At 73.3% G+C, this 24,640-nt stretch carries 19 protein-coding genes and 1 pseudogene; 10 read left to right on the plus strand and 10 right to left on the minus strand.

Annotated elements, in window-relative coordinates; all coding sequences use genetic code 11:
* Positions 1-31: 31 nt before the first annotated feature.
* Positions 32-1,552, minus strand: coding sequence for an IucA/IucC family protein (locus OG624_RS38750; RefSeq protein WP_371640554.1), 1,521 nt, complete (start codon positions 1,550-1,552; stop codon positions 32-34).
* 108 nt (positions 1,553-1,660) lie between these two features.
* On the opposite strand from OG624_RS38750, the gene OG624_RS38755 reads away from it, so the two are divergent.
* On the plus strand, positions 1,661-3,274 hold the full coding sequence (locus OG624_RS38755) for an IucA/IucC family protein (protein ID WP_051762931.1): 1,614 nt from the start codon (positions 1,661-1,663) through the stop codon (positions 3,272-3,274).
* A gap of 555 nt (positions 3,275-3,829) precedes the next feature.
* On the opposite strand, the gene OG624_RS38760 is transcribed toward OG624_RS38755, so the two are convergent.
* Entirely contained in the window at positions 3,830-4,417 is a 588-nt protein-coding gene (locus OG624_RS38760) for a hypothetical protein (RefSeq protein ID WP_371640555.1), read from the minus strand.
* 284 nt (positions 4,418-4,701) lie between these two features.
* On the opposite strand from OG624_RS38760, the gene OG624_RS38765 reads away from it, so the two are divergent.
* Positions 4,702-5,535 carry a PIG-L family deacetylase gene (locus OG624_RS38765; RefSeq protein WP_161294699.1) on the plus strand — a complete coding sequence of 278 codons (834 nt, stop codon included), beginning with the start codon at positions 4,702-4,704 and terminating at the stop codon, positions 5,533-5,535.
* 61 nt (positions 5,536-5,596) lie between these two features.
* Here OG624_RS38765 and OG624_RS38770 read toward each other — a convergent pair whose 3' ends face one another.
* From OG624_RS38770 to OG624_RS38780, 3 genes are all read right to left on the minus strand, one after another.
* Positions 5,597-6,451, minus strand: a complete 855-nt coding sequence (locus tag OG624_RS38770; RefSeq protein WP_371640556.1) for an NmrA family NAD(P)-binding protein — start codon at positions 6,449-6,451, stop codon at positions 5,597-5,599.
* An 8-nt stretch (positions 6,452-6,459) separates the two neighbouring features.
* Positions 6,460-6,960: a hypothetical protein gene (locus OG624_RS38775; protein WP_371640557.1), complete on the minus strand. Its 501-nt coding sequence runs from the start codon at positions 6,958-6,960 to the stop codon at positions 6,460-6,462.
* A 116-nt stretch (positions 6,961-7,076) separates the two neighbouring features.
* A complete protein-coding gene (locus tag OG624_RS38780; RefSeq protein ID WP_161294703.1) occupies positions 7,077-7,595 on the minus strand; it encodes a MarR family winged helix-turn-helix transcriptional regulator in 519 nt (172 codons plus the stop codon).
* 307 nt (positions 7,596-7,902) lie between these two features.
* Between OG624_RS38780 and OG624_RS38785 the strand changes: the two genes are divergently transcribed.
* The 3 genes from OG624_RS38785 to OG624_RS38795 all read left to right on the plus strand — a co-directional run bounded on the left by OG624_RS38785 (position 7,903) and on the right by OG624_RS38795 (position 11,943).
* Positions 7,903-8,712, plus strand: a complete 810-nt coding sequence (locus tag OG624_RS38785; protein WP_371640559.1) for a GntR family transcriptional regulator — start codon at positions 7,903-7,905, stop codon at positions 8,710-8,712.
* Between the two features lie 376 nt (positions 8,713-9,088).
* Positions 9,089-10,150: a quaternary amine ABC transporter ATP-binding protein gene (locus OG624_RS38790; RefSeq protein ID WP_033216563.1), complete on the plus strand. Its 1,062-nt coding sequence runs from the start codon at positions 9,089-9,091 to the stop codon at positions 10,148-10,150.
* The gene (locus OG624_RS38795; protein WP_161294707.1) at positions 10,150-11,943 is read left to right on the plus strand and encodes an ABC transporter permease/substrate binding protein; all 1,794 of its coding nucleotides are present in this window, start codon (positions 10,150-10,152) and stop codon (positions 11,941-11,943) included. Before OG624_RS38790 ends, OG624_RS38795 begins: the two co-directional genes overlap by 1 nt.
* A 135-nt stretch (positions 11,944-12,078) precedes the next feature.
* Here OG624_RS38795 and OG624_RS38800 read toward each other — a convergent pair whose 3' ends face one another.
* Entirely contained in the window at positions 12,079-14,340 is a 2,262-nt protein-coding gene (locus OG624_RS38800) for an MMPL family transporter (RefSeq protein WP_244290692.1), read from the minus strand.
* 242 nt (positions 14,341-14,582) lie between these two features.
* Here OG624_RS38800 and OG624_RS38805 point away from each other — a divergent pair, with 242 nt between their 5' ends.
* The 3 genes from OG624_RS38805 (at position 14,583) to OG624_RS38815 (ending at position 16,851) form a co-directional block, all read left to right on the plus strand.
* Positions 14,583-15,812: a sensor histidine kinase gene (locus tag OG624_RS38805; protein ID WP_161294711.1), complete on the plus strand. Its 1,230-nt coding sequence runs from the start codon at positions 14,583-14,585 to the stop codon at positions 15,810-15,812.
* A complete protein-coding gene (locus OG624_RS38810; protein ID WP_033216567.1) occupies positions 15,809-16,480 on the plus strand; it encodes a response regulator in 672 nt (223 codons plus the stop codon). The genes OG624_RS38805 and OG624_RS38810 overlap by 4 nt, the downstream gene beginning before the upstream one ends.
* Positions 16,481-16,623: 143 nt before the next feature.
* Positions 16,624-16,851 (plus strand): hypothetical protein, encoded by a 228-nt coding sequence (locus OG624_RS38815; protein WP_371640560.1) that lies wholly within the window; start codon positions 16,624-16,626, stop codon positions 16,849-16,851.
* A 15-nt stretch (positions 16,852-16,866) separates the two neighbouring features.
* Here OG624_RS38815 and OG624_RS38820 read toward each other — a convergent pair whose 3' ends face one another.
* A complete protein-coding gene (locus OG624_RS38820) occupies positions 16,867-18,036 on the minus strand; it encodes an FAD-dependent oxidoreductase (protein WP_371640561.1) in 1,170 nt (389 codons plus the stop codon).
* Between the two features lie 232 nt (positions 18,037-18,268).
* Between OG624_RS38820 and OG624_RS38825 the strand changes: the two genes are divergently transcribed.
* On the plus strand, positions 18,269-21,082 hold the full coding sequence (locus tag OG624_RS38825; RefSeq protein WP_371640562.1) for a TIM-barrel domain-containing protein: 2,814 nt from the start codon (positions 18,269-18,271) through the stop codon (positions 21,080-21,082).
* Between the two features lie 4 nt (positions 21,083-21,086).
* Here OG624_RS38825 and OG624_RS38830 read toward each other — a convergent pair whose 3' ends face one another.
* Positions 21,087-21,626, minus strand: coding sequence for a DUF6817 domain-containing protein (locus tag OG624_RS38830; RefSeq protein WP_371640563.1), 540 nt, complete (start codon positions 21,624-21,626; stop codon positions 21,087-21,089).
* A gap of 202 nt (positions 21,627-21,828) precedes the next feature.
* Between OG624_RS38830 and OG624_RS38835 the strand changes: the two genes are divergently transcribed.
* Positions 21,829-22,737 (plus strand): LysR substrate-binding domain-containing protein, encoded by a 909-nt coding sequence (locus OG624_RS38835; protein WP_371640564.1) that lies wholly within the window; start codon positions 21,829-21,831, stop codon positions 22,735-22,737.
* On the opposite strand, the pseudogene OG624_RS38840 reads toward OG624_RS38835, so the two are convergent.
* Both OG624_RS38840 and OG624_RS38845 read right to left on the minus strand, forming a co-directional pair.
* A pseudogene (locus OG624_RS38840) lies at positions 22,699-24,012 on the minus strand (MFS transporter); the annotation flags it as partial. The gene OG624_RS38835 and the pseudogene OG624_RS38840 sit on opposite strands and share 39 nt — an antisense overlap.
* Complete coding sequence (locus OG624_RS38845) at positions 24,009-24,608, minus strand: TetR/AcrR family transcriptional regulator (RefSeq protein WP_371589579.1); 600 nt, start codon at positions 24,606-24,608, stop codon at positions 24,009-24,011. The gene OG624_RS38845 and the pseudogene OG624_RS38840, both read right to left, overlap by 4 nt.
* Between the last annotated feature and the right edge of the window lie 32 nt (positions 24,609-24,640).

Here is a 24,640-nt window from a genome sequence, read left to right on the forward strand (position 1 = left end):
CTTCGAGGGGACCCCGACCGAGTGCTCCCGCTCACCCCCCGACCAGCGGATTGGGCAGTTCCGCCCACTGATCGCCCGGAACCCCCGGGCTCAGCCGCATCAAGGTCAGCGCCTTGGTCGGCAGCGGCCCGGTCAGCAGCGCCCCGGTGTCCGAGGTGGCCGGCAGCGCGGCCACCTCCGCGAGGGCCTCGGCGAAGGCTCCGGCCGAGCCGGCCGTTGCGCCGAGCGCTCCCGTCAGCAGGGACCCGAACAGCTTGCGCCGCAGCACGCTCACGTCGTCCGTGACCAGCCTGCCGGACAGCGGCGGCACCGGCAGGCCGTGTTGGGCCAGCCGAATCGGGCTGATCCGGATGTCGGCGAGGTCGCGGTAGACCAGCCGCAGCGGGGCGCCGTCGGCCGAGACCACGACCAGGAGGTTCTGGCCGTGCGCCTCCAGCGCCACCCCGAGCTCCAGCACCCGCAGACACACCGAGAGCGCGAGCCGGGCGAACTCGGCCCGCCAGGCCGTCGAGCGCGCCGGCCCGAAGGACGCCAGGGCCGCCACCGGAAGCACCCGCTCACCGGCGGCGGCATCCGCGTACACCTCCGGCGGCTCACGCAGGACGGCCGCCAGGTCCGGGCTGTACGCGGTCGTGGCGCCCAGGGTCCGGGTGATGTGCAGCCGGCCGTCGAGCCGTTCGGACAGGTCCTGGGCGAAGGCGGAGACGGCCGCCGCCGTCTCGATGGAGTAGACGGAGATGTCCCGCACGGACGAGGTCAGGCGGGCACTCAGCGCGGTCTTCACGTGCGCCCCGCCGTCGACGGGAGCCAGGGTACGCAGGGCCATCAGCGGATGCGCCGCGAAACCGGCGGCTCCCGGCCGCACCCGCTCGTGCTTCAGGACGTGCGCCGCCTGCCACGGGTGCACGGGGACCAGGACCCGCCCCGCGTCCCGCAGCTCCTGTGGCCAGTCGCCGGTGACCAGGCATTCCTCGGCCCGTACGGCGACCAGCCCGAGCTCCACCACCGGCCGGTGCTCGGGGGCGTACGCCAACTGCTCGGCCACCGAGAAACCGGGCCGGGACCGGCAGTTCGGATGGTAGGGATGCCCGTCGACCACCCGCTGCTCCCACTCCCAGGTGCTCCGCGGGGCCCGCTCCTCCCCGCCGGGCCGGCCGGCCCGCGACAGTGCGAGGGAGGCGGTGCAGGCGTCCAGCTCGGCGGCGAACTGTTCCCCGTGCGGCACCCCGAGGGCCGTCACCAGCCGCGCGGCCTGCCGGTGGGGCCTGCCGTCGAGCAGCAACTCGCTCACGTAGGGCTCGGTCGCGTACGGATCCGGCTGCGGGCCCTCCAGCCGGGCACCCCCGGCCAGCAGCAGCGCCAGGCCGTCGGGCGTGTGCGCGCGGCCCACGACCCAGGGCAGCGGTTCGAAGGCCAGGGCCCGCCACAGCCGGGTCAGCACGGCCGCCCGGGCACCGTCGAGGGCGGCGGCGTACGAGGGTCCGAGCGACGGGCGTACGTCGGCCACTTCGGCGGCCACGGCCTCTTCGGCGGGGGAGGGGGAAAGATGCATGCTGAGGCTCCGGCATCGGAATATCGCTTTACGGGATGATCAAGTAATGATTGCGGATACCGAAGATCACGGCTGGTGGTTGCGCACCGCGAACCCCCGGCGCACCGGATGGACCGAATGGAATCAGTGGACCTCAACGCCGCCGCCGACGCGTACGCCGCCGCACCGCTCCTGAACTGCCTGCTCAGGGAAGTGGCCGAACCCGCCGGGGGAGACGGGGCAGGCTCGGGAGGGGACGTGCGCGTCCACCGGCTGCGCGGCAGCGGACGGCTGCTCCGGGTGCGCGGCGGACGCCGGCCCGGACACCCCGAGCTGCGGGCGGCGGACCGCTGGCAGCCGCTCAGCCACACCGAACTGGCCAAACTCGTCTCCGACGAACTGGGCCGGTTCACCGGTGTCCCCAACGACGAGCTCCCCGTCGAGATCACCGACAGCCGCGACGCGATCGCCGCGCTGCTGGCCGCCCGGGCCGCCGCCGACCCGCCGGCGGACCCGTACCTGCTCTCCGAACAGTCCCTCGTGATGGGCCACCCGCACCACCCCGCCCCCAAGGCCCGCGGCGGAGCACCGGCCGGGAGCTGGTTGCCGTACGCGCCCGAGGCCTACGCCCGGTTCCCGCTGGTCTTCCTGGGGCTGCGCGAGGACCAGGTCGTGGAGGAGGGCGGCCCGGCCGCCTCGGCCGCGATCGACGCCCTCGCCGACGCCCTCGACGGGCCGCGCGCTCCCGCCGGGTACCGGCTGCTGCCCGCCCACCCCTGGCAGCTCGACCTGGTCGGCGACCGGCCCGCGGTGCGCGAGGCCTTCGCCGACGGGCGACTGCTGCGGCTCGGCGCGAGCCGGCGGCCGGCCTGGCCGACCGCATCGATCCGGACCCTGTACGTACCGGACGCGGCCGCCGACGTCTTCGTGAAGTTCAGCCTGGACGTGCGGATCACCAACGACGTGCGCCGACTGTGGCGCCACGACCTGCTCAAGCTGCGCCGTACCGACGCGGCCGTCGAGGCCGGTTTCGCCGCGCTGCGCCGGACCGGCTCGGCCGCGGCCTGGCTCCCCGACCGCGGCTACCGCACCGCCGCCTTCGCCTTCGAGGAGCTGGCCGTCCTGGTCCGCGACGGCCTGCGCGCCCACACCGTGCCGGGAGCCACCCCGCTGCTGGCCGCCGCGCTCGCCGAGGGCTACCCCGGGAGCCCGCCCGCGGGGACCACCGACCCGCTCCGCTGGTGGCGGGCGTACCTGCGCCAGGTCGTACCGCCGGTGCTGGAGCTGTTCGCCCGGCACGGCATCGTGTTGGAGGCCCACCTCCAGAACACCCTGGTCGCCGTCGACGCGGACGGTCTGCCGGCGCAGGCCCTCTTCCGGGACGCGGAAGGGGTCAAGCTGCCGGCGGACCTGCCGCGGGCGGCCGCCTGGCAGCGCCTGGTCTACTGCCTGGTCGTCAACAACCTGATGGAGATCGCGGGAGCGCTGGCCGGCGACCATCCGGACATCGAGCCGCACCTGTGGCCGGCCGCACGGGAGGAGTTCCTGCGTCACGGGACCCGTGAACTCCCCGAGATCGCGGAGCTGCTCGCCGCCGCGAGCCTGCCGGGCAAGACCAACCTGCTGCTGCGCTGGACGCGGGCGGACGGAGCGGACGCCCGCTACCTCCCGCTGCCCAACCCGCTGCGCGGCCAGGGGTCGGCTCGTACGGGTCCAGCAGGGGCCGCCGAACCGAATCCCTGAGGCACCGCCACGTGCGCGACCGGTGGGACTTCGCGGCGTGGACACGGTCAGCATCGACGGTGCCACCACGCCGCGTCCGGATCCGCCAGTGGCTCATGGTGCGTTCGCCCGAGCAGCACCAGATCCAAACCCTCGACCCGCACCCGGAGTTCGCCGGCGGCCTTCGGCGGCAGGAGGAGCAGCGCTTTCTGCAGCGTGTCGCGGGCCCAGCCCTCGCCGCAGCAGGGGCAGGTGAACTCGGCCTCCCACCGCCTCCATCGGCGCCGGGTGCCGTGCACCCGCACGGACCATACGCTCAGCGCCACCGACACGAGGCCCGGGGACAACCGCTCCCGTTCGAGCACGCGGACGGCGGCGTTCGCGGCCCCCGACAGGCCAGGGACGTCGCGATACCGAACCCAGGGTCCTCGCGCACCACCTACCCGAGGGCGCAGCGAGATCGGTCTTCTACGCGGCACGGGCCCTTCGGAGGTACGTCATGCGGGGCATCCTCCCACAGCCCGAGACCGACCGGCTCGGCGCCCAACGGCCTGAGCGGCTCTCGGTTCTCGGCTCTCAGTTGAATATGTCCAGGACGTCCGGCCAGGATCCGCCGTGGTCGGAGGAGCGGGCCCGCATCGGGCGCGGATCAGGGTAGGTCTCCGTCGAGGCCCGCGCACGGACGACTTCCGGCCCGCCGCACGCCGCCACCGCGAAGTCGCCGAAGACCTTGGCGAACGCGGCCGGGTCGCGGAACTCCACGCCGTACGCCCGCCCGTCCCGAAGCGGCACCCACACCACCCGGACCGACCGTCGCCACTGCGGCACCGGGTGGTCGTCCGCGGTCGACCGCCCCTCCAGCCACAGCCGAGCCACGTGCAGCAGGTTCACGTTCTCCATGGACAGCCGCTTGCGCCGCACACGCAGTTCATGGGTGGTGAGCGACACCTTCCGGTCCTTGTTCGTGTACCAGCTGACGCCGATCCCGAACGGCAGCCACAGCACGATCCCGATCACCGGCCAGATCACCGCGTGGCTCCACGTTCGAAGGAGTCCGCCGTCCAGGAGGCACAAGGCCCCGAAGAACAGGACCCACTTCGCCGTCATTCGCCAGAATCCACTGCCCTGCCGGTACAGGACCCGCTGCTTTTTCGTCATCGCCATGCCCGCACGCTATCCGCCGTCGTCCCACCTCCCCGAAGGCCGTCCGTCGTGCGGGGAGGGGCGGATACGGATACGGGTACGGGGGGCCGGGCGGCCGCTGCCCAGGTGAACCGGGCCGCCGCTCCGGGAACAGCGGGTCCTGCCGGCATCGTTGCACCGACCGGGGGCCGGCAGCGCGGGGCGGTCCACGATGTCGTCCGCCCCGGCATGATCCGGCCTTCCGGGATCGCGGAACGCCCTTCGCGTACTCGGACCGACATATCTCTCCGTAGGAGGACTCCTTCATGACCGACCGGCCTTTGACGCTCATGGCAGTGCACGCCCACCCCGACGACGAGGCCACCGGAACCGGAGGAGTCCTCGCGCGGTACGCGGCGGAGGGCATCCGTACGGTTCTCGTGACGTGTACCGACGGCGGTTGCGGAGACGGGCCGGGAGGTGTGAAGCCGGGGGATCCCGGGCACGACCCGGCGGCCGTCGCCCTGATGCGCCGACAAGAACTCGAGGCGAGCTGTGAGGTCCTGAACATCGGTGACCTGGAGCTGCTGGACTACGCCGACTCCGGGATGATGGGCTGGCCGAGCAACGACGCTCCTGGATCCTTCTGGAAGACCCCCGTGGAGGAAGGCGCCGCCCGGCTCGCGGCCCTCATGCGGCAGTACCGGCCCGACGTGGTCGTCACCTACGACGAGAACGGCTTCTACGGCCACCCCGACCACATCCAGGCCCACCGCATCACCATGGCGGCGCTCGAGATGACCGACCTGACACCGAAGGTGTACTGGACGACGATGCCGCGCTCGGCGATGGAGCGGTTCGGCAAGATCATGCGCGAGTTCGGTGAGGACATGCCGGAGCCGGACCCCGCCGAGGCCGCCGCCCTGGCCGACATCGGCCTCCCCGACGACGAGATCTCCACCTGGGTGGACACCACCGCGTTCAGCGGTCAGAAGTTCGACGCGCTGGCCGCACACGCCAGTCAGGGCGAGAACATCTTCTTCCTCAGGATGGGCAAGGAGAGGTTCGGCGAGCTGATGGGCATGGAGACCTTCGTCAGGGTCCAGGACCCCACCGGCGCGGACCTACCCGAGAACGATCTCTTCGCCGGCCTGCGCTGACCCGTCCGTCCGGCGGGGGCCCGGGCGCGATCCCGCCGCACCCGCCCCGCGCCGCGGCGTCCTAGTGGAGGAAGTGGGCCCGGTGCTCCTGGAGGAAGGCGTCCAGGGTGCGGGGCGGGCGGCCCAGGATGTCGACGACGGTGGTGGTGGGGGTCTCGGGTCGGGCGACGGCGAGCTGCTGGATCTCCGTCACGTGGTCGGCGAGCCAGGCGGGCATGTGGGCCTCGCGGATGAGGTTGTCCCGTAGTTCGGCCGGTGCGAGGTCGACGTAGCGGATCGGCCGGCCGGTCAGGGCGGACAGCCGGGCGGCGAGGTCGGGGGAGGAGACGGCTTCCGGCCCGGTCAGCGTGTAGGTGCGGCCGGCGACCTCCGGCCTGGTGAGGGCGGCGGCGGCGACGTCGCCGATGTCGCGGCAGTCGACGTAGTTGCAGGGCGCCTCGCCCGTCGTGCCGAGGATCAGGCCTTGGGCGACGGCCGGAGCCAGACGCAGCAGGTTCTGGGTGAACGCGTAGGGGCGCAGGACGGTGTGGGGGATGCCTGTGGCCCGCAGGTGTTGCTCGACGGCGTGATGTCCGCGGGAGACGGCGACGGGGGAGTCGGGTTCGGCGGCGGGTGCGGAGATCTTGACGATGTGTCCGACGCCGGTGTGGGTGGCGATGTCGATGACACGGGTTTCGAGTTCGACCTGTGCGGGGCCGTTGGCCATGGCGAGGAAGAGCTGGCCGGCGCCCTCGAAGGCGGCGCGCAAGGAGTGGGGGTCGGTGGCATCGGCGTACCGGACCTCGACGGGCGGTCGGTGCGTACCCGTGGCGCCGGGGATCGGCGTGTGCGGGGTGCGGGTCAGCGCGCGGACGGGTACGTCGAGCGTGCGGAGGCTGTGGAGCAAGGCGTTCCCGGTCGCTCCGGTCGCTCCCATGACAACGATCATCGTGTGCTCATTCCTTGGTGACGTGCCGGCGACACCGTGGTGGTGCCGCGCCAGCGCAGGGTGACGATGGTGGTGGCGAGGGCCGCGGAGACGGGCAGGTCCACGCGCAGGCGCTGCAGCCACGGGGCGCCCGGTATCGGGGTGTGGGCGGGCAGCCATTGGGCGGCGAACCATCCCAGCAGGGCGGCCGCGCCGACCGTGCCGAGGACGAGTACGGCGGTCAGGACGCCGCGCGGCGCGGTGAGGGTCCACCGTCGGGGCCGTCCGCCGCGCCGCAGCCAGCGGCCGACCAGGAACGCCACCACGGCGGAGGTGCCGGCGATGGAGGTGCAGGCGGCGAGGGCCAGGTCCCGCTGACCGGTGACGATCCCGGCGGTGCCGGCCATCAGTGCGGGGGCGGCGTAGGCGGTCAGCACCTCTCGCCAGAGGCGGAACGGTCCGGGCGGCCGGGAGACCGCTCGGTCGCGGCGGCGGGGTCTGTGCTTCGTTGCGGGCATGCCGGTCTCTTTCTCGGGCAGGTACGGAAGGCGAAATAATTAGGCAGCTAACTATTACTCCGTGAAAAGCGGCCCTGCTGGGGGGCGGGGCCGAAAGGGCTGTGCGGCGGGTCGGCTCAGTCCGCGGTCAGGGCCGTGCTGCCGCGCACCACGCGGGCGAGCAGGTCCAGGAACACTCCGCGCTCCTCGACGGAAAGGCCGCCCACCATCGCTTCGAGCCGCCCGAAATGCTCGGGCGCCATGTCGCGCAGGCGTTGCGATCCGCGCGCGGTGAGCACGGCCACCGTGCCCCGGCCGTCCTCCGTGGACGGGCGGCGGGCGATCAGCCCCTCGCGTTCCAGGCCGTCCAGCAGGCCGGTGACCGTGGCCCGGGACACGCCGAGGTCGACCGCGAGGTGGGAGGGGGACTTCTCCCCGCCGTGGTCCTCGAGGTCGGCGAGCAGGCGGTAACGCCCCGTCGACAGGCCGAACCGGGCGAAATGCGCCTCGGCCGCCCGACCGACCCGCGCGCCCGCCGAGATCAGTCGTACCGCGACCAGCACCGCCTGAGGGTCGACATCCAGGCCGTAATGCTCGACCTGTCGCCTGGCCTGCTCCGGTGTGGGTGCCTCGTCGTCGATGCCGTCCCTCGTCATGAAAGTAATATGGTGGCTAATCACTTGGCATGTCAAGGCGTTCCGGCGCGAGCCGCGGCGCCCGCGGGTCCATGGGTGCGACTTCCGCCAGTTCTACGGGGGTCCGCCCCGTCGGCGGTCGTGCGCGATCGGTCATGACGTGGCCGCTCCGCGCTCCGGCGCCCGCCTCGAAGGGGCGCTCGGGCGCGGGTGGGAAATCGGCCAAGCCGGGGCGTGCGCCGCGATCTGCCTCACTGACAGGTATAGACCAATGCTAGGTTGGTCGGGCAGACCGCCCAGTCCTTGACCACCCGTCAGAGGAGAAGCCATGCCCTCCCCTTCGCGGGGCGGCGGCCAGGCCGCCATGCCCAAGTACCAGCGGATCGCCGCAGCGCTGCGCCGCGATCTCGACCGCGCCGCACACACGCCCGGCGGCAGACTGCCGTCCGAACGCAGCCTCGCCGCCCGCTACCAGGTCAACCGGCAGACCATCAGGGCGGCCCTCCAATGCCTGCGCGAGGACGGCCTCGTCGTCACCGGCCGCCGAGGGACCCGCCCCGCCGTCCCCGTCACCGCCGTCGGCGTCCCGGCCGTCGTCGCGGTCCCGGTCGTCGCGGCCGTCTCCGGCGTCCCCGCCGCGACGCCCTCCGCGGGTCCCGCGCCGACCCGGAGCTGGACCACCTACGTCACCGTCCCGCCCTCCCTCGGCACGCTCCTCGGCATGTCCGGCGGAGACCGCACCCTGGTGCATCACCACCGCGAACGCGGACCGGCCGGCGAGGCCCTCCGGGACGCCGTCACCTACTTCAGCCCCGGGGTCGTCGCGCGGAGTCCGGAGCTGGCGGCCCTCCGGAACCGGACCGCGACGACGACCGCCCGCGAGCAGGACCTGACCGCACTGCACCGCTGGCTCGACCGCGCCGCCGCGAGCGGCCGGGTCGCCGAGATCCTCACCATGACCCGCGTCACCCACCCGCAGGCCGCCGCCCCGGCCTGCGGGCTGACCGTACGCCGCACCCTGCACGACGGCTCCGGCCGGCTGCTGACCGTCACCGACCTGGCCTTCCCTACCTGGGACCGGCTCACCTTCCATCGGGACCGCCGCGACCACGCGACCACCGGTTTCCGCGTCACGTGACGGCCGGACCGGGCTGAACCACACTGTGGCCTCGGCCACACCCCGGGCGGCGGCATGTCGGGCCCGGCGATCGGGCCGGCCGCGAGACCGCGGCCCCAACTCCGCCCGGGGGGAAGGGCGTACCGGACCGCGGCCGTCCGAGGCCGCCCGGTCCGGCGCGCGGGTCCGCACGCGGGGGCCCCGTACCCCGTACGTGAGGAGGGTCACCCCGGCGTTTGCTCAGGTGAATGCCGGGCATCGGCGCTGCTGGAGCGGAACCATGCCCTCCGGCCGATCGCGCCGGAGGGCAGGGCGCACACGGGCAGATCCCGTCCCGCTCCACGGCCCCGCCGGTCCGCCGGCGCGCGCCGTACTTGGTACGACCCGTGAGGTGTATGTGTCCACGCTCCAGGCCGAGCACGTCTACAAGGTGTTCGGGAGGCGCCCCGCCGACAGCGCAGCCGCCGTCCGCGCGCTCGAAAACGGCGCAGACCGTGACGAGTTGCGCGCCGACGGGACCACCGCTGCCGTGATCGACGCCTCCTTCGACGTCCAGCCGGGCCAGATCTTCGTCGTCATGGGGCTGTCGGGCTCGGGCAAGTCCACGCTGCTGCGCATGCTCAACGGCCTGCTGGAACCCACCGCGGGACGCATCCTCTTCGGCGGCCAGGACCTCACCCGGCTGAGCCCGGGCGAGCTGCGCCACGTACGGTCCACCAAGATCTCCATGGTCTTCCAGCACTTCGCGCTGTTCCCGCACCGCAACGTGCTGGAGAACGCCGGCTACGGGCTGGAGGTGCAGGGCGTGCCCCGCGCCGAGCGCGAGCGCCGCGCCGCCGAGGCCCTGGCCCTGTGCGGGCTCGAAGGCTGGGAGAAGTCCTGGCCCGACGAGCTCTCCGGCGGCATGCAGCAGCGGGTCGGCCTCGCCCGGGCCCTGGCCACCGACGCCGACCTCCTGCTGATGGACGAGTCCTTCAGCGCACTGGACCCGCTGATCCGCCGCGACATGCAGGACCAGCTGCTGGAGCTCCAGAAGCGCCTGAAGAAGACCATCGTCTTCATCACCCACGACCTCAACGAGGCCATGCGCCTCGGCGACGGCATCGCCGTCATGCGCGACGGCCGCATCGTCCAGCAGGGCACCGCCGAGGACATCCTCACCCGCCCCGCCGACGACTACGTCGCCTCCTTCATCCAGGACGTGGACCGCTCCCGGGTCCTGACGGCCGACGCCGTCATGGACGACCCGGAACCGGCCGCCGACGCCTGCGACTGCCCGACCGTCACCGCCGGGACCCCGCTCGCCGACCTGTGCGCCGTCAGCGCCCGGGTCCCGCACGCGGTCGCCGTCACCGGTGCGGACGGGGCCGTCATCGGCTCCGTACCCCAGGACCGCCTCATCGCCTTCATCGGCGACGAACAACGGCCCCCGATGTACTGCGCGGAGGTGGCCGCCTGATGCCGCGCCTGAATCTCGGCAACTGGGTCGACAGCGGAGTCGACTTCCTCCAAAGCCACCTCTCCTGGCTGTTCGAAGCCATCAGCTCGCTCGTCAGCGGCCTCTACGACGGCATCGACGCCGTCCTGTCCGCCCCCGCCCCGCTGCTCTTCGCGGGCATCCTCGCCGTCGCCGCCTGGTGGCTGCGCGGCCTGCTGGCGGGCCTGCTCGCCTTCGCCGGCTTCGCGCTGGTCGACTCCCTCGGTCTGTGGGAGGACGCCATGTCCACCCTGTCCCTGGTCCTGGTCGCCACGCTCGTCACCCTGGCGTTCGCGATCCCGCTCGGTATCTGGGCCTCCAGATCCGACCGGGTCAGCGCCCTCCTGCGGCCGGTCCTGGACTTCATGCAGACCATGCCGGCCATGGTCTACCTGATCCCCGGCATCATCTTCTTCGGGGTGGGCGTGGTGCCCGGCATCATCGCCACCATCATCTTCTCGCTGCCCCCGGGCGTCCGGATGACCGAGCTCGGCATCCGCCAGGTCGACGGGGAACTGGTCGAGGCCGCCGAGGCCTTCGGCACCAGCCCGCGCGACACCCTCGTACGCGTCCAGCTCCCGCTGGCCCTGCCCACCGTCATGGCGGGCGTCAACCAGGTCATCATGCTGGGCCTGTCCATGGTCGTCATCGCCGGAATGGTCGGCGGCGGCGGACTCGGCGGCGCCGTCTACAAGGCCATCGGCAACGTCGACATCGGCCTCGGTTTCGAGGCGGGCGTCTCCATCGTCATCCTCGCCATGTACCTGGACCGGATGACCGGGGCGCTCGGCCGGCAGGTCTCCCCGATCGGCCGTCGTACGCTCGCCAAGGCGCGGGCCGCCGCCACCGGCGCCGCCAAACTGTGGAACCACCGACCCCAGCCCGCGTACGCGATCAGCGGCGTCGTGGTGCTCGCGCTCGTCGCGGGCGGCCTGAACACCTTCGGCGGTTCCACCGCCGAGGGCGGCCCGGCCGGGGCCGCGAACATCGGCAAGGGGCGCACCCTTTCCGTCGGCTACATCCCGTGGGACGAGGGCATCGCCTCCACCTTCCTGTGGAAGGAGCTCCTGGAGCGCCGCGGCTACAAGGTCGACGCCCGCCAGCTGGAGGCCGGGGCTCTGTACACCGGCCTGGCCGGCGGCCAGCTCGACTTCCAGACCGACTCCTGGCTGCCCGTCACCCACGCCCAGTACTGGGAGAAGTACGGGAACAAGCTGGAGGACCTCGGTTCCTGGTACGGCCCGACCTCGCTGGAGCTGTCCGTGCCGTCCTACATGAAGGACGTGCGCTCGCTCGCCGACCTCAAGGGCAAGGCCGACCGGTTCAAGGGGCGGATCATCGGCATCGAGCCGAGTGCGGGCGAGATGTCGATCCTCAAGGACAAGGTCCTGAAGGAGTACGGCCTCGACGGCGAGTACAAGGTCGTCGACGGCTCCACGCCCGGCATGCTCGCCGAGCTGAAGCGGGCCTACGAGAAGAAGGAGCCCGTCGCGGTCGTGCTGTGGTCCCCGCACTGGGCGTACTCCTCCTACGAGCTGACCAAGCTCGAGGACCCCAAGGGGGCCTGGGGCAAGGGCGACGGGATCCACACCCTGGCCCGCAAGGGCTTCGCGGAGGACGAGCCGAAGGTCGCCGAATGGCTGAAGTCCTTCAAGCTCACCGAGGAGCAGCTGACCGGCCTGGAAGCGAAGATCCAGGAGACCGGGAAGGGCAAGGAGCAGCAGGCGGTCCGCGCCTGGCTCCAGGACCACCCCGAGATCGACCGGCTCGCCTGACGCCCCCGGGCCCACAGGTGCCGAAGGCATCCGGCCGCCCGCAGGTCGCCCGGCGACGAAGGCGCCGCCGCACGCAGGACCCGTACCGTCGTACGGTCCTTCGCGCGGCGGCGCCTTCGCGCCGTCCGGGGCGGCTCAGCCGACCATCGCCCGCTCCGGGGTCCGCGGCGCGTCCGCGTCGGCCTCCTGCGTGCGGCGGCGCGGGCGCACCGGCCACCACATCGACCGGCCGAGGAGGGTGGACAGCGCGGGCACCAGCACGATCGACAGGACGAAGGCGGAGAGCATGATGCCGAGGGCCGTCGCGAAACCGATCTGCTGGGTGGACGGGGCGGGGGTCACGGCCAGGCTGCCGAAGGAGGCGGCCAGCACGAGGCCCGCCGTGGCGATGGCGGGCGCCGTGTGTCGGACGGCGCGGCCCACCGCGGCGCGGGCCGGACCCGGCCGGGCCATCTCCTCCCGGATCCGGTCGCTCATCAGGATGTTGTAGTCGGTGCCCAGCGCGACCACGAACAGGAAGAGCACCAGCGGCAGGGTGAAGTCCACCCCCGGCCGGTCCAGCGCGTGCTGGAACACCAGGGTCGACGCGCCGAGGGTCGCTGCGAAGCCCAGCCCGACCGACGCCAGCAGGATCACCGGCGCCAGGAGACTGCGCAGCAGGGCGATCAGGATCAGCGCGATCAGCGCGGCCGCCACCGGGAAGACCACCCGCAGGTCCTTGTCCACCGCGGTCGCGATATCGGCGAACACCGCCGCCGTGCCGCCCACATGTGCCTCCGTACCGGCGGGGGTGTGGGCCAGGACCGCGGCCCGGACCGGACCCGTCACCAGATCGCGGGCCTCCTGCCGCTGCGGGTCCGCGGTCAGGAACAGGTCGATCCGGGCCGCCCGGCGGTCCTCGGTCAGGACCGTCCCGGCGACCTGGCCCACACCGCCGACCCGGGCGAGCGCCTCGGACAGTCCGCCGAGGCGTTCGACGGTCAGGGCGACGCCGTCGGAAGCGGTGACGAAGACACTGGTCGGGTCCGACACCCCGGCCGGCAGAGCGCGGGAGATCTCGGCCGCGGTGGCCACGGCGGCGGTCCGCTCGCCGCCGCCACCGCTCTGCCCGTAGTCCATGCGCATCCCGACGACCCCGGCGGCCAGCGTGCCGAGCAGCGCCACCGAGGCCAGGACCAGCGTGAACGGCCGGCGCGCCACCCGGTCGCCCATGCGCGCGGCGGACCCCGCACGGGGCTCGCGCTTCAAGGACCGGGACGGCCAGAACATCTTGGGGCCGGTGACCGCCAGCAGGGCCGGCATCAGGGTCAGGCTGCCCAGCAGCATCACCAGCACGGACAGCGCGATGGCCGGCCCGAGGACCCGGAACTGGCCGAAGGAGGCCACCCCGAGCGTGGCGAACGCGGCGACGATGGTCAGGGCCGCGGAGGTGATGGCCGTACCGACCCGCCCGGCGACCTCGGCGGCCGCCTCGCGCCCGGACTGCTCGGGGTGTTGGCGCAGCTGCTCCCGGAAACGGAAGAGGAGGAACAGGAAGTAGTCGATGCCGATGCCCATCAGGACCACACTGATCAGACTCGGTGTGGACTCGGACAGTCCGATGTCGGTCAGCAGCGCGGCGCCGACCACCGCGCCCGCCGCCGCGCCGCCGATGACGGTGACCGCGAGCAGCGGCAGCAGGGCCGCCAGGACGCTGCGGAAGACGAGGACGTGCAGCAGGACGATGACCGCGAGCATGGCGATGCCGATGACCGTCGAGCGGGTCTTCTCGGCTTCCGTGGCGTCCACGCGGTCGGCGATCCCGCCGGTGAAGCCGGTACGCAGGCCCTCCTCCGCCAGGGCGGCCCGGGTCGAGTCCCGGAAGGCCCGGTAGGTGGCCTGGACCCCGGGATCGGCCGGGTTGCCGGTCAGTTCGACGGACAGCAGCCGGAAGGAGCGGTCGGGCGCCGTCATGGCCGGGGCGACCCGGGGGACCTGCGAGTGGTCCTGGGCGAGCGGCATCGTCTCCTCGGTCCTGGGCATGACGACGCGCTTGTGCGACAACAGCGCGGCCTGCGCGTCGATGCGCCGTTCGTCGGCGGCGCCGAGCGGAGCCTCGTCCGACCGGGCCACCAACACGGTCAGGAGGTTGGCGTCCGGCTTCGCCCCGAACCGCTCCTCGGCGATCTTCAGAGCGGCCGCCGAGTCGTACTGCGCGGGCAGGAACCCGGCGTTGCCGGTCTGGACGGCGCGGAAGACGAACGCCTGGCCCAGGACGGCGGCGGCCAGTCCCAGGACCACCCACAGGGCGATCACCTTCCACGGACTTCTCGTCGAGAATCCGGTCAGGGCGCGGATCACATTTCCTCCGGTCTGTGCGGTGCCGGCCAGGTGTTCCCGGCCTGACTCCAAGACCATCAGGGGCGAGCGGGCCGAGCGTCAGGTCACGGGAGGATCCGCACCCCGGGACCAGGGTCCGGCCGGCCCCGCGGACCAGGACCCAGGTCCTGGTAGGGAGCCCGACCACGGTCGGGCGGCACGGGGGAGCCCCGGTGCCAGAATGGGTCTCGACCACCGGGGAACAGGACCGGCGGCACGGGGGCGGGCAAGGGCACGGACGCGGCATGGGTGTCGGGACGGGCAGGGGCGGGGGCGGGGTCATGCGTACGCATGCGGGTGCGGGTCGGGGTGCGGGTCGGGGTGCGGGCCCGGTCGAGGGCGCGGAGAGCGAAGGGGACCGGGGGCACTGGACGCGCAACGACGCACTCGTCGCGGTGGCGGCGGCCGCCGCCGACCTCGTCGGCTTCTCCTTGAGCACGCTCACCGAGGGCGGCACCCTCAGCGTCACCGCGGCGGTCCTGCTGGTGGTGTCGGCGATGACCCTGCTGGCCCGGCGCGCCCGGCCGCTGCCCGTACTGGCCGCGGTCCTGGGCGTGGGGATCGTGGTGAACCTGGCGGCGCCGCAGTCCCCGCACTTCACCCTCAGCCTGACGATCGCCCTCTACACGGTGGCCCGGACGCACCGGCCCGCCGTCATCGCGACGGCCGCGGCCGCGTCGGCGGTGCTCGCCTCCGCCGGGCAGGGCGGATGGCCGCTCCCCTTCGGCTGGTGGGGTCTGGCCGGAAGCGCCACCGCGGCCCTCATCACCGTCACGGCGGCCTGCGTGGTCGAACGCCGGCAGCGGGAGGCCGCGGCCCACCGGACGCGGCTCGCCGACCGGGCCGTGTCCGAGGAGCGCCGCCGGATCGCGCGCGAACTGCACGACATCGTCGCCCACCACATCACCACCATGCAGCTGATGGCCGGCGGGGCACGGGCCAATCTGGCGCACGACCCCGAGGTGTCCCGGGAGGCGCTGGTCACCTTGGAGGACTCCGGACGCATGGCACTGCGCGAGATGCGTCAACTCCTCGACGTGCTGAGGGCCGGGGAGGAGCCGGAGCAGACCCCGCCGGCGCCGCAGCCCGGCACGGACGACCTCGGCCGGATCATCACCGAGTCCCGGCTGGCCGGTACGGAGACCGAGTTCACCGTGGACGGGCCGGTCCGCCCGCTCCCGCCCACCGTGGGCCTCACCGTCTTCCGGATCGTCCAGGAGGCCCTGACCAACACCCGCAAACACGCGGGCCGGGCGCGGGCCCACGTACGGCTCACGTACCACGCCGACGAGGTGGGCGTGGAGGTGCGTGACGACGGAGCGGGAGCGCAGGTACCGCCCGCACGCCCCACGGCACGCTCCGGATACGGTCTGATCGGCATGCACGAACGGGTCGCCCTGCAGGGCGGAACCCTGGAGGCCGCCGCGCTCGCCGGCGGCGGATTCCGGGTGGCGGCCCGGATCCCTCTCCCGGCCCAAGACGCTTTCCACAGAGAGGTTCCGCACGCATGATCCGCGTACTCATCGCCGACGACCAGCCGCTGGTCCGGCGCGGCCTGGCCCTGATCCTGGGCCCCGACCCGGAGTTCGAGGTCGTGGGCGAGGCCGAGGACGGCGCCCGGGCGGTGGCCCTCTCCCATGAACTACGGCCCGACGTGGTCGTCATGGACATCCGGATGCCGGTCATGGACGGGGTCAAGGCCACCGAGGAACTCGCGCGCACGCTCCCCGGGACACGCGTCCTGGCCCTGAGCACCTTCGACATGGACGAGTACGTGGTCGCCGCCCTGCGCGCCGGCGCGTACGGCTTCCTGCCCAAGGACATCTCCCCGGAGGAGCTGATCTCCGCGGTCCGCATCGTCCACACCGGCGAGGCGGCCGTCGCGCCCCGGCTGCTCAGCCGGCTCCTCTCCGCCTACGTACGGACCCCCGCCGAGCGGCCGCGGTCGTGGGCGGCCGAGACCCCTGGCGAACTCACCCCGCGCGAGCTGGAGATCTGGCGGCTCATGGCCACCGGCCGGGGCAACACCGAGATCGCCGCGGAACTGGACATCAGCGTTTCCACGGTCAAGAACCACATCACCGGCATCTTCGGCAAGCTGGGCGTCCGCGACCGCGCGCAAGCGGTGATCGCGGCCTACGAATCGGGCCTGGTGGAGGCCGGCGGCGGGAGCGGTTGATCACCAAGTGCCCGTAAGAGGACCGGATTCCTCCTGCTGACCGCACCTCTGACCAGCCGGAACCCTGGACGATCCGCCCATGCGCACGCGGGCCCGTCCATGGCACAGTGCGATCAGCCCAACCGCACGACCAGGGAGCCTCCATGCGCGATCCGTACACCACGCCGCTCACGGCCGCCCCCGACTGCCTGCCGGACCCCCGCCCGTTGCCCCCCTGCCCGGTGTGCGCGGACGACCCGGAACGCATCTCCTGGCGCCAGCGCCCGGGTCGGCCGGTGACCCTGGTCTTCGACCCCTGCGGCCACCGCTGGTCCTCCCCGGCCCCACCGATCCTGGCGGTCACCCCACCGCCCCAGGACAGGCCGACCTAGGGCCTGTCCTTCGGATCATGCCGGGCCCGGGCGGGGCCCGGCGACCGCCTCGGCGATCAGGCGCCGGCCGGCCGCGGTGGTGAGGGCGCCGCGCACCACCGTGTCCCGGACGGCGCGGGCGGGCGCCGAGCGCAGGGTCCAGGCACGGGTGGCGAGGTCGGTGCGGGCGAGGACGCCCAGCGCGTCGGCCCGGCGCGCGCGCCGCCAGGCCGCCAGCCGGGCGTCGGCGGGACCGCCGCGGGTGGTGGCGGCGGGCAGCGCGGAGGCGAGGGAGACGGCGTCCCGCAACCCGAGGTTGAGGCCCTGACCGCCGATCGGGCTGCACACGTGGGCCGCGTCACCGATCAGCAGCACCCGCCGCCGCCCGTCGTGCGCGGCGAGACGCCGCTGGGTGCGGAAGGTACTGGTCCAGCGGCATTCGCGGACGGCCGCCGTCCACCCCCGGGCCGCCGCCTCGGCGGCGATCCCCTCCGGCCCGCCCACGCCGTCCCCCGCCGGCCGGTCGTGCGGCAGGTGCAGGACGACCCGGGCCCAGCCGTCGAGGTGCATCGGCAGCACCACGAGGAGGCCGCGCGGGCCGCCGACCATGTGGACCCGGGCCGGATCCAGTGAGGGGTCCTCCACCCGCAGGTCGGCGAGCTGCCACGTGCCGGCGTACGTCCGGCCGCGGAACGGCGTGCCGGCCAGGGCGCGCAGGGTGCTGGACGCGCCGTCGGCCGCGACGACCCAGCGGGTGCGCAGCGGGCCGAGGGCGTCCGACCGTACCGTGACGCCTTCGGCATCCTCGTCGACCGAGCGGACGGCGGTCGAGCGGTGCACGCGCACCCCCGCCCGCTCGGCCTCGGCGGCGAGCAGGCCCTCGGTCGCGCACTGCGGCACGGTGAGGATGTACGGGTACGGGGAGCGCAGGCGGGCCAGGTCGAAGCCGCCGAGCCGGCGCCGCCCCGACCACATCTCCACCGCGTCCACGCGCCGGCCGAGCGGGAGCAGGGATTCGGCCAGTCCGCTCGGGGCCAGGACTTCCAGGGTGCGCGCGTGCAGGTCCGTGGCACGGGACTCGGTGACCGGCCCGGGACGGCGTTCCAGCACCACCACGTCGAGCCCGGCCCGGGCGAGCAGCAGCGCGGCGCTCAGCCCGACCGGTCCCGCCCCCACCACTGCCACATCGACCTCGTCGCCCACCATGCCCGCACTCTATCCAGGCCGGGTTCCCCCCTGATGGATGTTCAAAGCTGCGTGATGACAGCCGACTTCGAGCATCATCTTTCATGAAGGCCTGTCCGAGCGCTATCTTGCCGGGAGCATGCCAAGGAGCTGTGTCCGTGTCCCGGACCGCACGAGGAGCTGCCCCATGAGACTGCCCAGCATCCGCAGGAGCCAGGGTCGGCAAGGCCCGTCAGGCAGCCGAGTTCGAACGGTGCGGCATCGCCGCAGGCGACGCACCCCGGCCGCCGCCCTGCTCGCCGCCGCGCTCACCGTGGCGGGTCTGGCCGGCGCCGGACCGGTCGCGTTACCCGCCTCGGCCACCCCCGCCGGAGCCGCCGGAGCCACGGCGACGGCGGGCGACGTCACCGGATTCACCCGATCCGGGAACACGTTCACCGTCACCGCCTCCAGCGGTGCCAAGGCCCGCGTGGTGGTCGCCCGCGCCGACATCTTCCGCCTCTGGCTCTCGCCCGACGGGTCCTTCACCGACGACCCGGCCGGCAGCGACCTCGCCCCGACCACCGACTTCGGACCCGTGACCAGCAGCTACTCGGACGCCGGCGCGTACTACCGGATCACCACCGGATCGCTCTCCATCCGGGTCGACAAGAAGCCCCTGCGGTTCTCCGTCTTCCGCGCCGACAACACCACCCCCGTCTGGCAGGAGAGCCGGCCCACCAGCTGGACCGGCGGCCGGACCACCCAGTACCTGGCCCGCGGCGCGGACGAGCAGTTCTACGGCACCGGCCTCCGCCTCGGCGAGTGGGCGCTGCGCGGCAAGACCGTCCCGATCGCCGTCGACAACAAGTGGCGCGAGAACGACAACGCCAGCCCCGCCCCCTTCTACATGTCCACCAACGGCTACGGCGTCATGCGCAACACCTGGGCCCCGGGCTCCTACGGCTTCGACTCGCCCACCACCCTCACCCACGACGAGAAGCGCTTCGACGCCTGGTACTTCACCGGCGATTCCCTCAAGTCCGTGCTCGACGCGTACACCGACGTCAGCGGAAAGCCGTTCATGGCGCCGATGTGGGGCTTCGAGCTCGGCAACGCCGACTGCTTCAACGCCTCCAACCCCGACTACCAGGGCGACCACAACCGCCTCCGCCACCAGAACACCCCGGACGTCGTCGGCTACGCGGCCGACGCCCGGGCCGCCGACATGCCCTCGGGCTGGTTCCTGCCCAACGACGGTTACGGCTGCGGCTACACCGCACCCCTGAAGTCGACGGTCGACGCCCTGAAGGCCAAGGGCTTCCAGACGGGCCTGTGGACCTCCACCGGTCTCGGCTCCATCGCCGACGAGGTGGGCACGGCCGGCAGCCGGGGCGTGAAGACCGACGTCGCGTGGATCGGCAGCGGCTACAAGTACGCCTTCGACGGAGTGCGGCAGGCCGTGGACGGGATCGAGAAGAACTCCGACGCCCGCCGCTTCGTCTGGACCGTCGACGGGTGGGCGGGCACCCAGCGCAACGCCGTCGTCTGGACCGGCGACACGTACGGCACCTGGGACGACATGCGCTGGCACGTCCCCGCCATCACCGGCGCGGGCCTCTCCGGCCTCAACTACGCGGCCGGCGACATCGACGGCATCTTCGGCGGCAGCCCGCAGACCTACACCCGGGACCTCCAGTGGAAGGCCTTCACCCCGGCCTTCATGACCATGTCCGGCTGGGGCGCGACCAACCCGTCCGCCGGCTACCACGACAAACAGCCCTGGCGGTTCGCCGAGCCGTACCTGTCCATCAATCGCAAGTACCTGCAGCTCAAGATGCGGCTGATGCCGTACCTGTACACGATGAGCCGCATCGCCCACGAGAGCGGAGTCCCCAGCACCCGCGCCATGGTCCTGGAGTACCCCGACGACCCGGTGGCCCGCGGCAACCTCACCAGCGGCCAGTTCATGGCCGGCGACTCCCTCCTCGTCGCCCCCGTCGTCTCCGACACCTCGGTACGCGACGGCATCTACCTCCCCGCCGGGACCTGGACCGATTACTGGACGGGCCGCACGTACGCCGGCCCGGGGTGGCTGAACGGATACCGTGCCCCCCTCGACACCCTGCCGCTCTTCGTCAAGGGCGGCGCCGTCGTGCCGATGTGGCCGCAGATGAACCACACCGGCGAGAAGCCCGTGGACACCCTCACCTACGACATCCACCCGCGCGGCACCTCCTCCTTCACCCTCTACGAGGACGACGGCCGCACCCGCGCGTACCGGTCGGGTGCCTACGCCCGCCAGCGGGTCGACGTCACCGCCCCGACGGCCGGCTCCGGCGCGGTCACCGTCGCCGTGGGCGCCCCCACCGGCAGCTACACCGGCAAACCGGCCTCCCGCGGCTACGAGTTCACCCTGCACGTGGCCACCGCGCCCGCCACCGTCACGATCGACGGAGCCCCCGTCCCGGGCCTGGCCTCCAAGGCCGCCTACGACGCCGCCGCGTCCGGCTGGTACTTCGACCCGGCGGACCGCTCCGGAGTGCTCCGGATCAAGACCGGAACCAAGGCGGGCGCCTTCACCGTCTCTGCGGGCGGAACCAGCCTTCCCGCCGCCGAAACACTGCCCGCGGCCACCCCGATCGACCGCTCGGCCTGGTCCCTGGTCCACGCCGACAGCCAGGAGACCACCGCCGAGAACGGCGCGGCCGCGCACGCCTTCGACGGGAACCCGACCACGATCTGGCACACCGCCTGGTCCTCCGGCACGCCCGCCCCGCTCCCGCACGAGATCCGGATCGACCTCGGCGCCCGCTACGCGGTCGACGGCCTCGGCCACCTGCCCCGCCAGGACGGCGGCGTCAACGGTCGGATCGGCGGCTACGAGGTCTACGTCTCCGACAGCACCACCGACTGGGGGCCGCCCGTGGCGACCGGTACCTTCGCCGACACCCCGGCCGCCAAGACCACGGCCCTCACCCCCAAGAACGGCCGCTACCTCCGCCTGAGAGCACTGACCGAGGCCGGCGGCCGCGGCCCTTGGAGCAGCGTCGCCGAGATTACCCTCACCGGCCGACCCGCCCCCTGACCGCTCACACCTCCCCGTCGCCGAGCACGGCCCGGCACTCCCGTCGGGCCGGCTCGCTCAGCAGTCCGCTCAACCGCTCGAACAGGGAGCGGAGTTCGGCTCCCCACGCGTCACGGAAGGCGGGATCGATCCGCGCGAGGTCGAGCTCGTTGGCCGCGGACAGCTCGGCCAGGTCCCGCCGGAGCCACGGGGCGGGGGAGTGGACGCGTCCGGTGAACCGGTCGCGGTAGGCCGCCTCCTCACAGGCGAGCGTGGGGTACGAAGCCACGCGGTCGCAGGCGGCGTACGCGTACACGATCTCCTCGGCCTCGTCACCGATCACCGCGGCCAGTTCGGCCCGCCGGGCGAGCGGCAACAGGGCGGTGGGGAAACCGTCCGTCCCGTAGAACGCGTGGCACAGGCCCGCCCGGCGGAGCGCGGGGCGCGCCCCCCAGGAGCCGAGGAGGGCCTCCACCCGTTCGAGATGTGTCAGGAGGGTCCCGCCCGGGTGGGCGATCTCCCTCGCGCCGAGCTCCCGCAGCCATGCGACGACGTGATCGGACACCGGCGTGTCCCTCCGGTCCGTGAAGGTGGGTCGGGCGGGCCGGACGGGTCGGCACCCTGCCCCGCCCGAGCCTGGGTTCCGGACCCCGTGGCGCGGGCGGGCGCCGGGTTGCCGCCCGGGCCCTGCATCGATCTTGATCCCACCCAACACCCAAGTCAATCCTCCGATTTGCTCCCCACCCCCAAGCGATATCTTGGGTCGAGTGACCCTTGATGATCTTCGTGTGTTCGTGGCCGTCTGCCGCGCCGGCAGCCTCAGTGCCGTGGCACGCGACCTCGGTTGCACCCAATCGGCCGTCAGCCAGCACGTCCGCCGCCTGGAGAAGCACACCGGCGCAGGCCTTTTGGAGCGCCATGCCCGGGGCGTCGTACCCACCGAGGCCGGCCGCATCCTCCAGGCGGCCGCCGCCGACGGCATCGCCGGACTCGACGGGGCCCTGCGCCGCGTGGAGGACCTCGTCCGCGGCGGTGGCGGCACGGTCCGCGTCACCACCGGAGCGACGACCGTGCGGCACTTCATGTCCGAGGCCGTCGTCAGCTTCCGCCGCAGCCACCCCGAGGTCAGCCTGGAGTTCCAGACCGAGAACTCCAGCCGCAGCTGTTTCGACGCCCTCGCCGCCGACGACCTCGACCTCGCCTGGATCACCATCGGCGGCCCGGTCCGCGGCATCGAGCTGCGTCCCGTCATGCGACTGCCCTGGGTGCTCGCCGTCGGCGCGGACGACCCCCTCGCCGCCCGGCCCCGCATCGAACCCGCCGACCTCGCCGGCATCCGGCACATCCGGCTGCCCGAGAACTCCGCCTCCCGCGCCCACCTGGACGCCGCCTTCGCCGAATCCGGCATCCGGGTCAGCTCCGACACCAGCGTGGCCGACTGGGACACCGCCCTCCTGCTCGCCGAACTAGGCCTCGGACACGCCGTCGTGCCCGCGCTGCCCGGCTGGCGGGTCCCCGGCTCCGACGGCCCGCTGCGCCTCGTGCCGATCCCCGCCCTGCCGCCGCTCACGGTCGGCTGGGCCGTCCGCCGTTGGGCCGCCCTCGCCCAGCCCGCCCTCGTCTTCGCCGACGAGGTCGCCCGCAGCTGCCGGGCGCGCGCCGTCGGGCAGCAGTGAGGCCACCGCCAGTCCCACGGCCGTCAGCGCGGCCAATACGGCGGGGGCGGCCGAGGACGAGCCGTGCGCCGCGGTGCTCGCGGCGACCGCGATCCCGAGGGCCGGGCCGACGTTCATGGCGGTCTGCTTGAGACCGCCGACCACCCCCGCGTATCCGGCCGGGGCCTCGCCGACCACCGCCCCGGTGGCCGTGACCATGACGGTGGTGAACCCGGCGCCGAGCACCCCGAACGCCACCGGGGACGCCGATCCCAGCCCGGCGATCCCGGCGACGACCAGCCCCGTACCCACCAGCGCGGTCCGACGCGCCCCGAACCTGCGCAGCGCCAGGCCCGCCACCGGAGCCCCCGCGACCATCAGCGCGGTCAGCGGCAGCACCCGTACGCCGGTCGCGAGCGGGTCCAGCCCCTCGACGTCCTGGAGCTGGAACGTGGCCGTGAACAGCGCCCCGAACATGCCCGCGGAGACGATGAGCAGGAGCCCCATCGAGGCGGTCACCGCCGTGGACCGGGCCACGGCGCGCGGCACGAACGGCTGCGCGGCCCGCCGCTCGCGGCGTACGAACAGGGCCGCGAGCCCGACGGCACCGCCGAAGCCGAGGACGGTGGGCGTGGCGGTCCACCCGTACGCGGGCACGCCGACCAGCGCGTGCACGAACACCGCGAGGGCGGCGGCGAGCAGGGCGGCGCCGGCGAACTCCAACCGCCCGCGCTCCGCCCGCGGCGGCGCGGGGGCCCGTACGGCGAGCGTCAGTGCAGCGATCACCAGGGCCACCGGCACATTGATCACGAACACCGCCCGCCAGTCCCACCGCGCGACCAGCAGGCCCCCGAGCAGCGGACCGGCCGCCGCGGCCAAGCCGATCGCACCGGTCCGCACGGCGACCGCGGTGGCGAGCCGGTCGGGCGGATACGCGAGCCGCAGCAGCGCCAGCGTCGCGGGCTGCAGCAGCGCGCCGAACACGCCCTGCGCGGCGCGCAGCGCGATGACCCAGCCCACGCCGGGGGCGAACACGATGCCGGCCGAGGCCGCGGCGAAGCCGAGGACACCGACGAAGAGCAACCGGGTGTGCCCGTACCGGTCGCCGAGGCGCCCGGCGACCACCAGGAACGCGGCCACGGCGAGCAGATAGGCGGTGCTGGTCCACTGGACCTGCGCCACACCGGCCCCCAGATCACGGCGCAGGCTCGGCTGGGCCATGGTCAGCACGGTGCCGTCCAGCGCGACGAGCATGGCTCCCGCGACGCTGACGAGCAGTGGGATCCGCTGCCTCATACGGGCTCCGGACCGAGGTGGGCGTCGACGGCGGCACCGACGAGCCGTTCCACGCCGTCGACCGGCGCGCCGCCGAGGGCCAGCTGCAGACTGCCCCAGCGCCACAACTGCGCCACGCCGTGCAGGTTGGCCCACAACGCGGCCGCGGTGACGGAGGGTTCGGCCGCACCGCAGCGGCGGACGAGCGTGACGAGGAGTTCGAACATCGGAAGCGTCGACTCCCGTAGCCGTGGCCCCTGCGAGGGCGCCTGGCCCGTACTGTCCAGCAGGTCGTGCCGGAACATCAGCGAGAACATCCCCGCGTGCTCCAGCGCGTAGCCGACGTACGCCACCCCGATCGTCCGCACCCGTTCCCGCGGGGACAGCTCCGGCGCGCCGGCCACCGCCGCGATGCGCACCCCGAGATCCTCGAACCCGCGCCGGGCGATCGCCGACAGCAGGGACTGGTGGGTGGGGAAGTACCGGCGCGGCGCCCCGTGCGAGACCCCCGCCCGGCGGGCGATCTCCCGTAGCCCGAGAGCGCCGGCGCCCTCGCTCAGGACGAGTTCCACCCCTACGTCGATCAGCCGCTCCCGGAGCGGTCTCTCCTGGTCCATGGACACTGTCTACCAGGGTGAGTAGACAGTGT

It is taken from the genome of Streptomyces virginiae, assembly GCF_041432505.1.
GTDB classification, from domain to species: domain Bacteria; phylum Actinomycetota; class Actinomycetes; order Streptomycetales; family Streptomycetaceae; genus Streptomyces; species Streptomyces virginiae_A.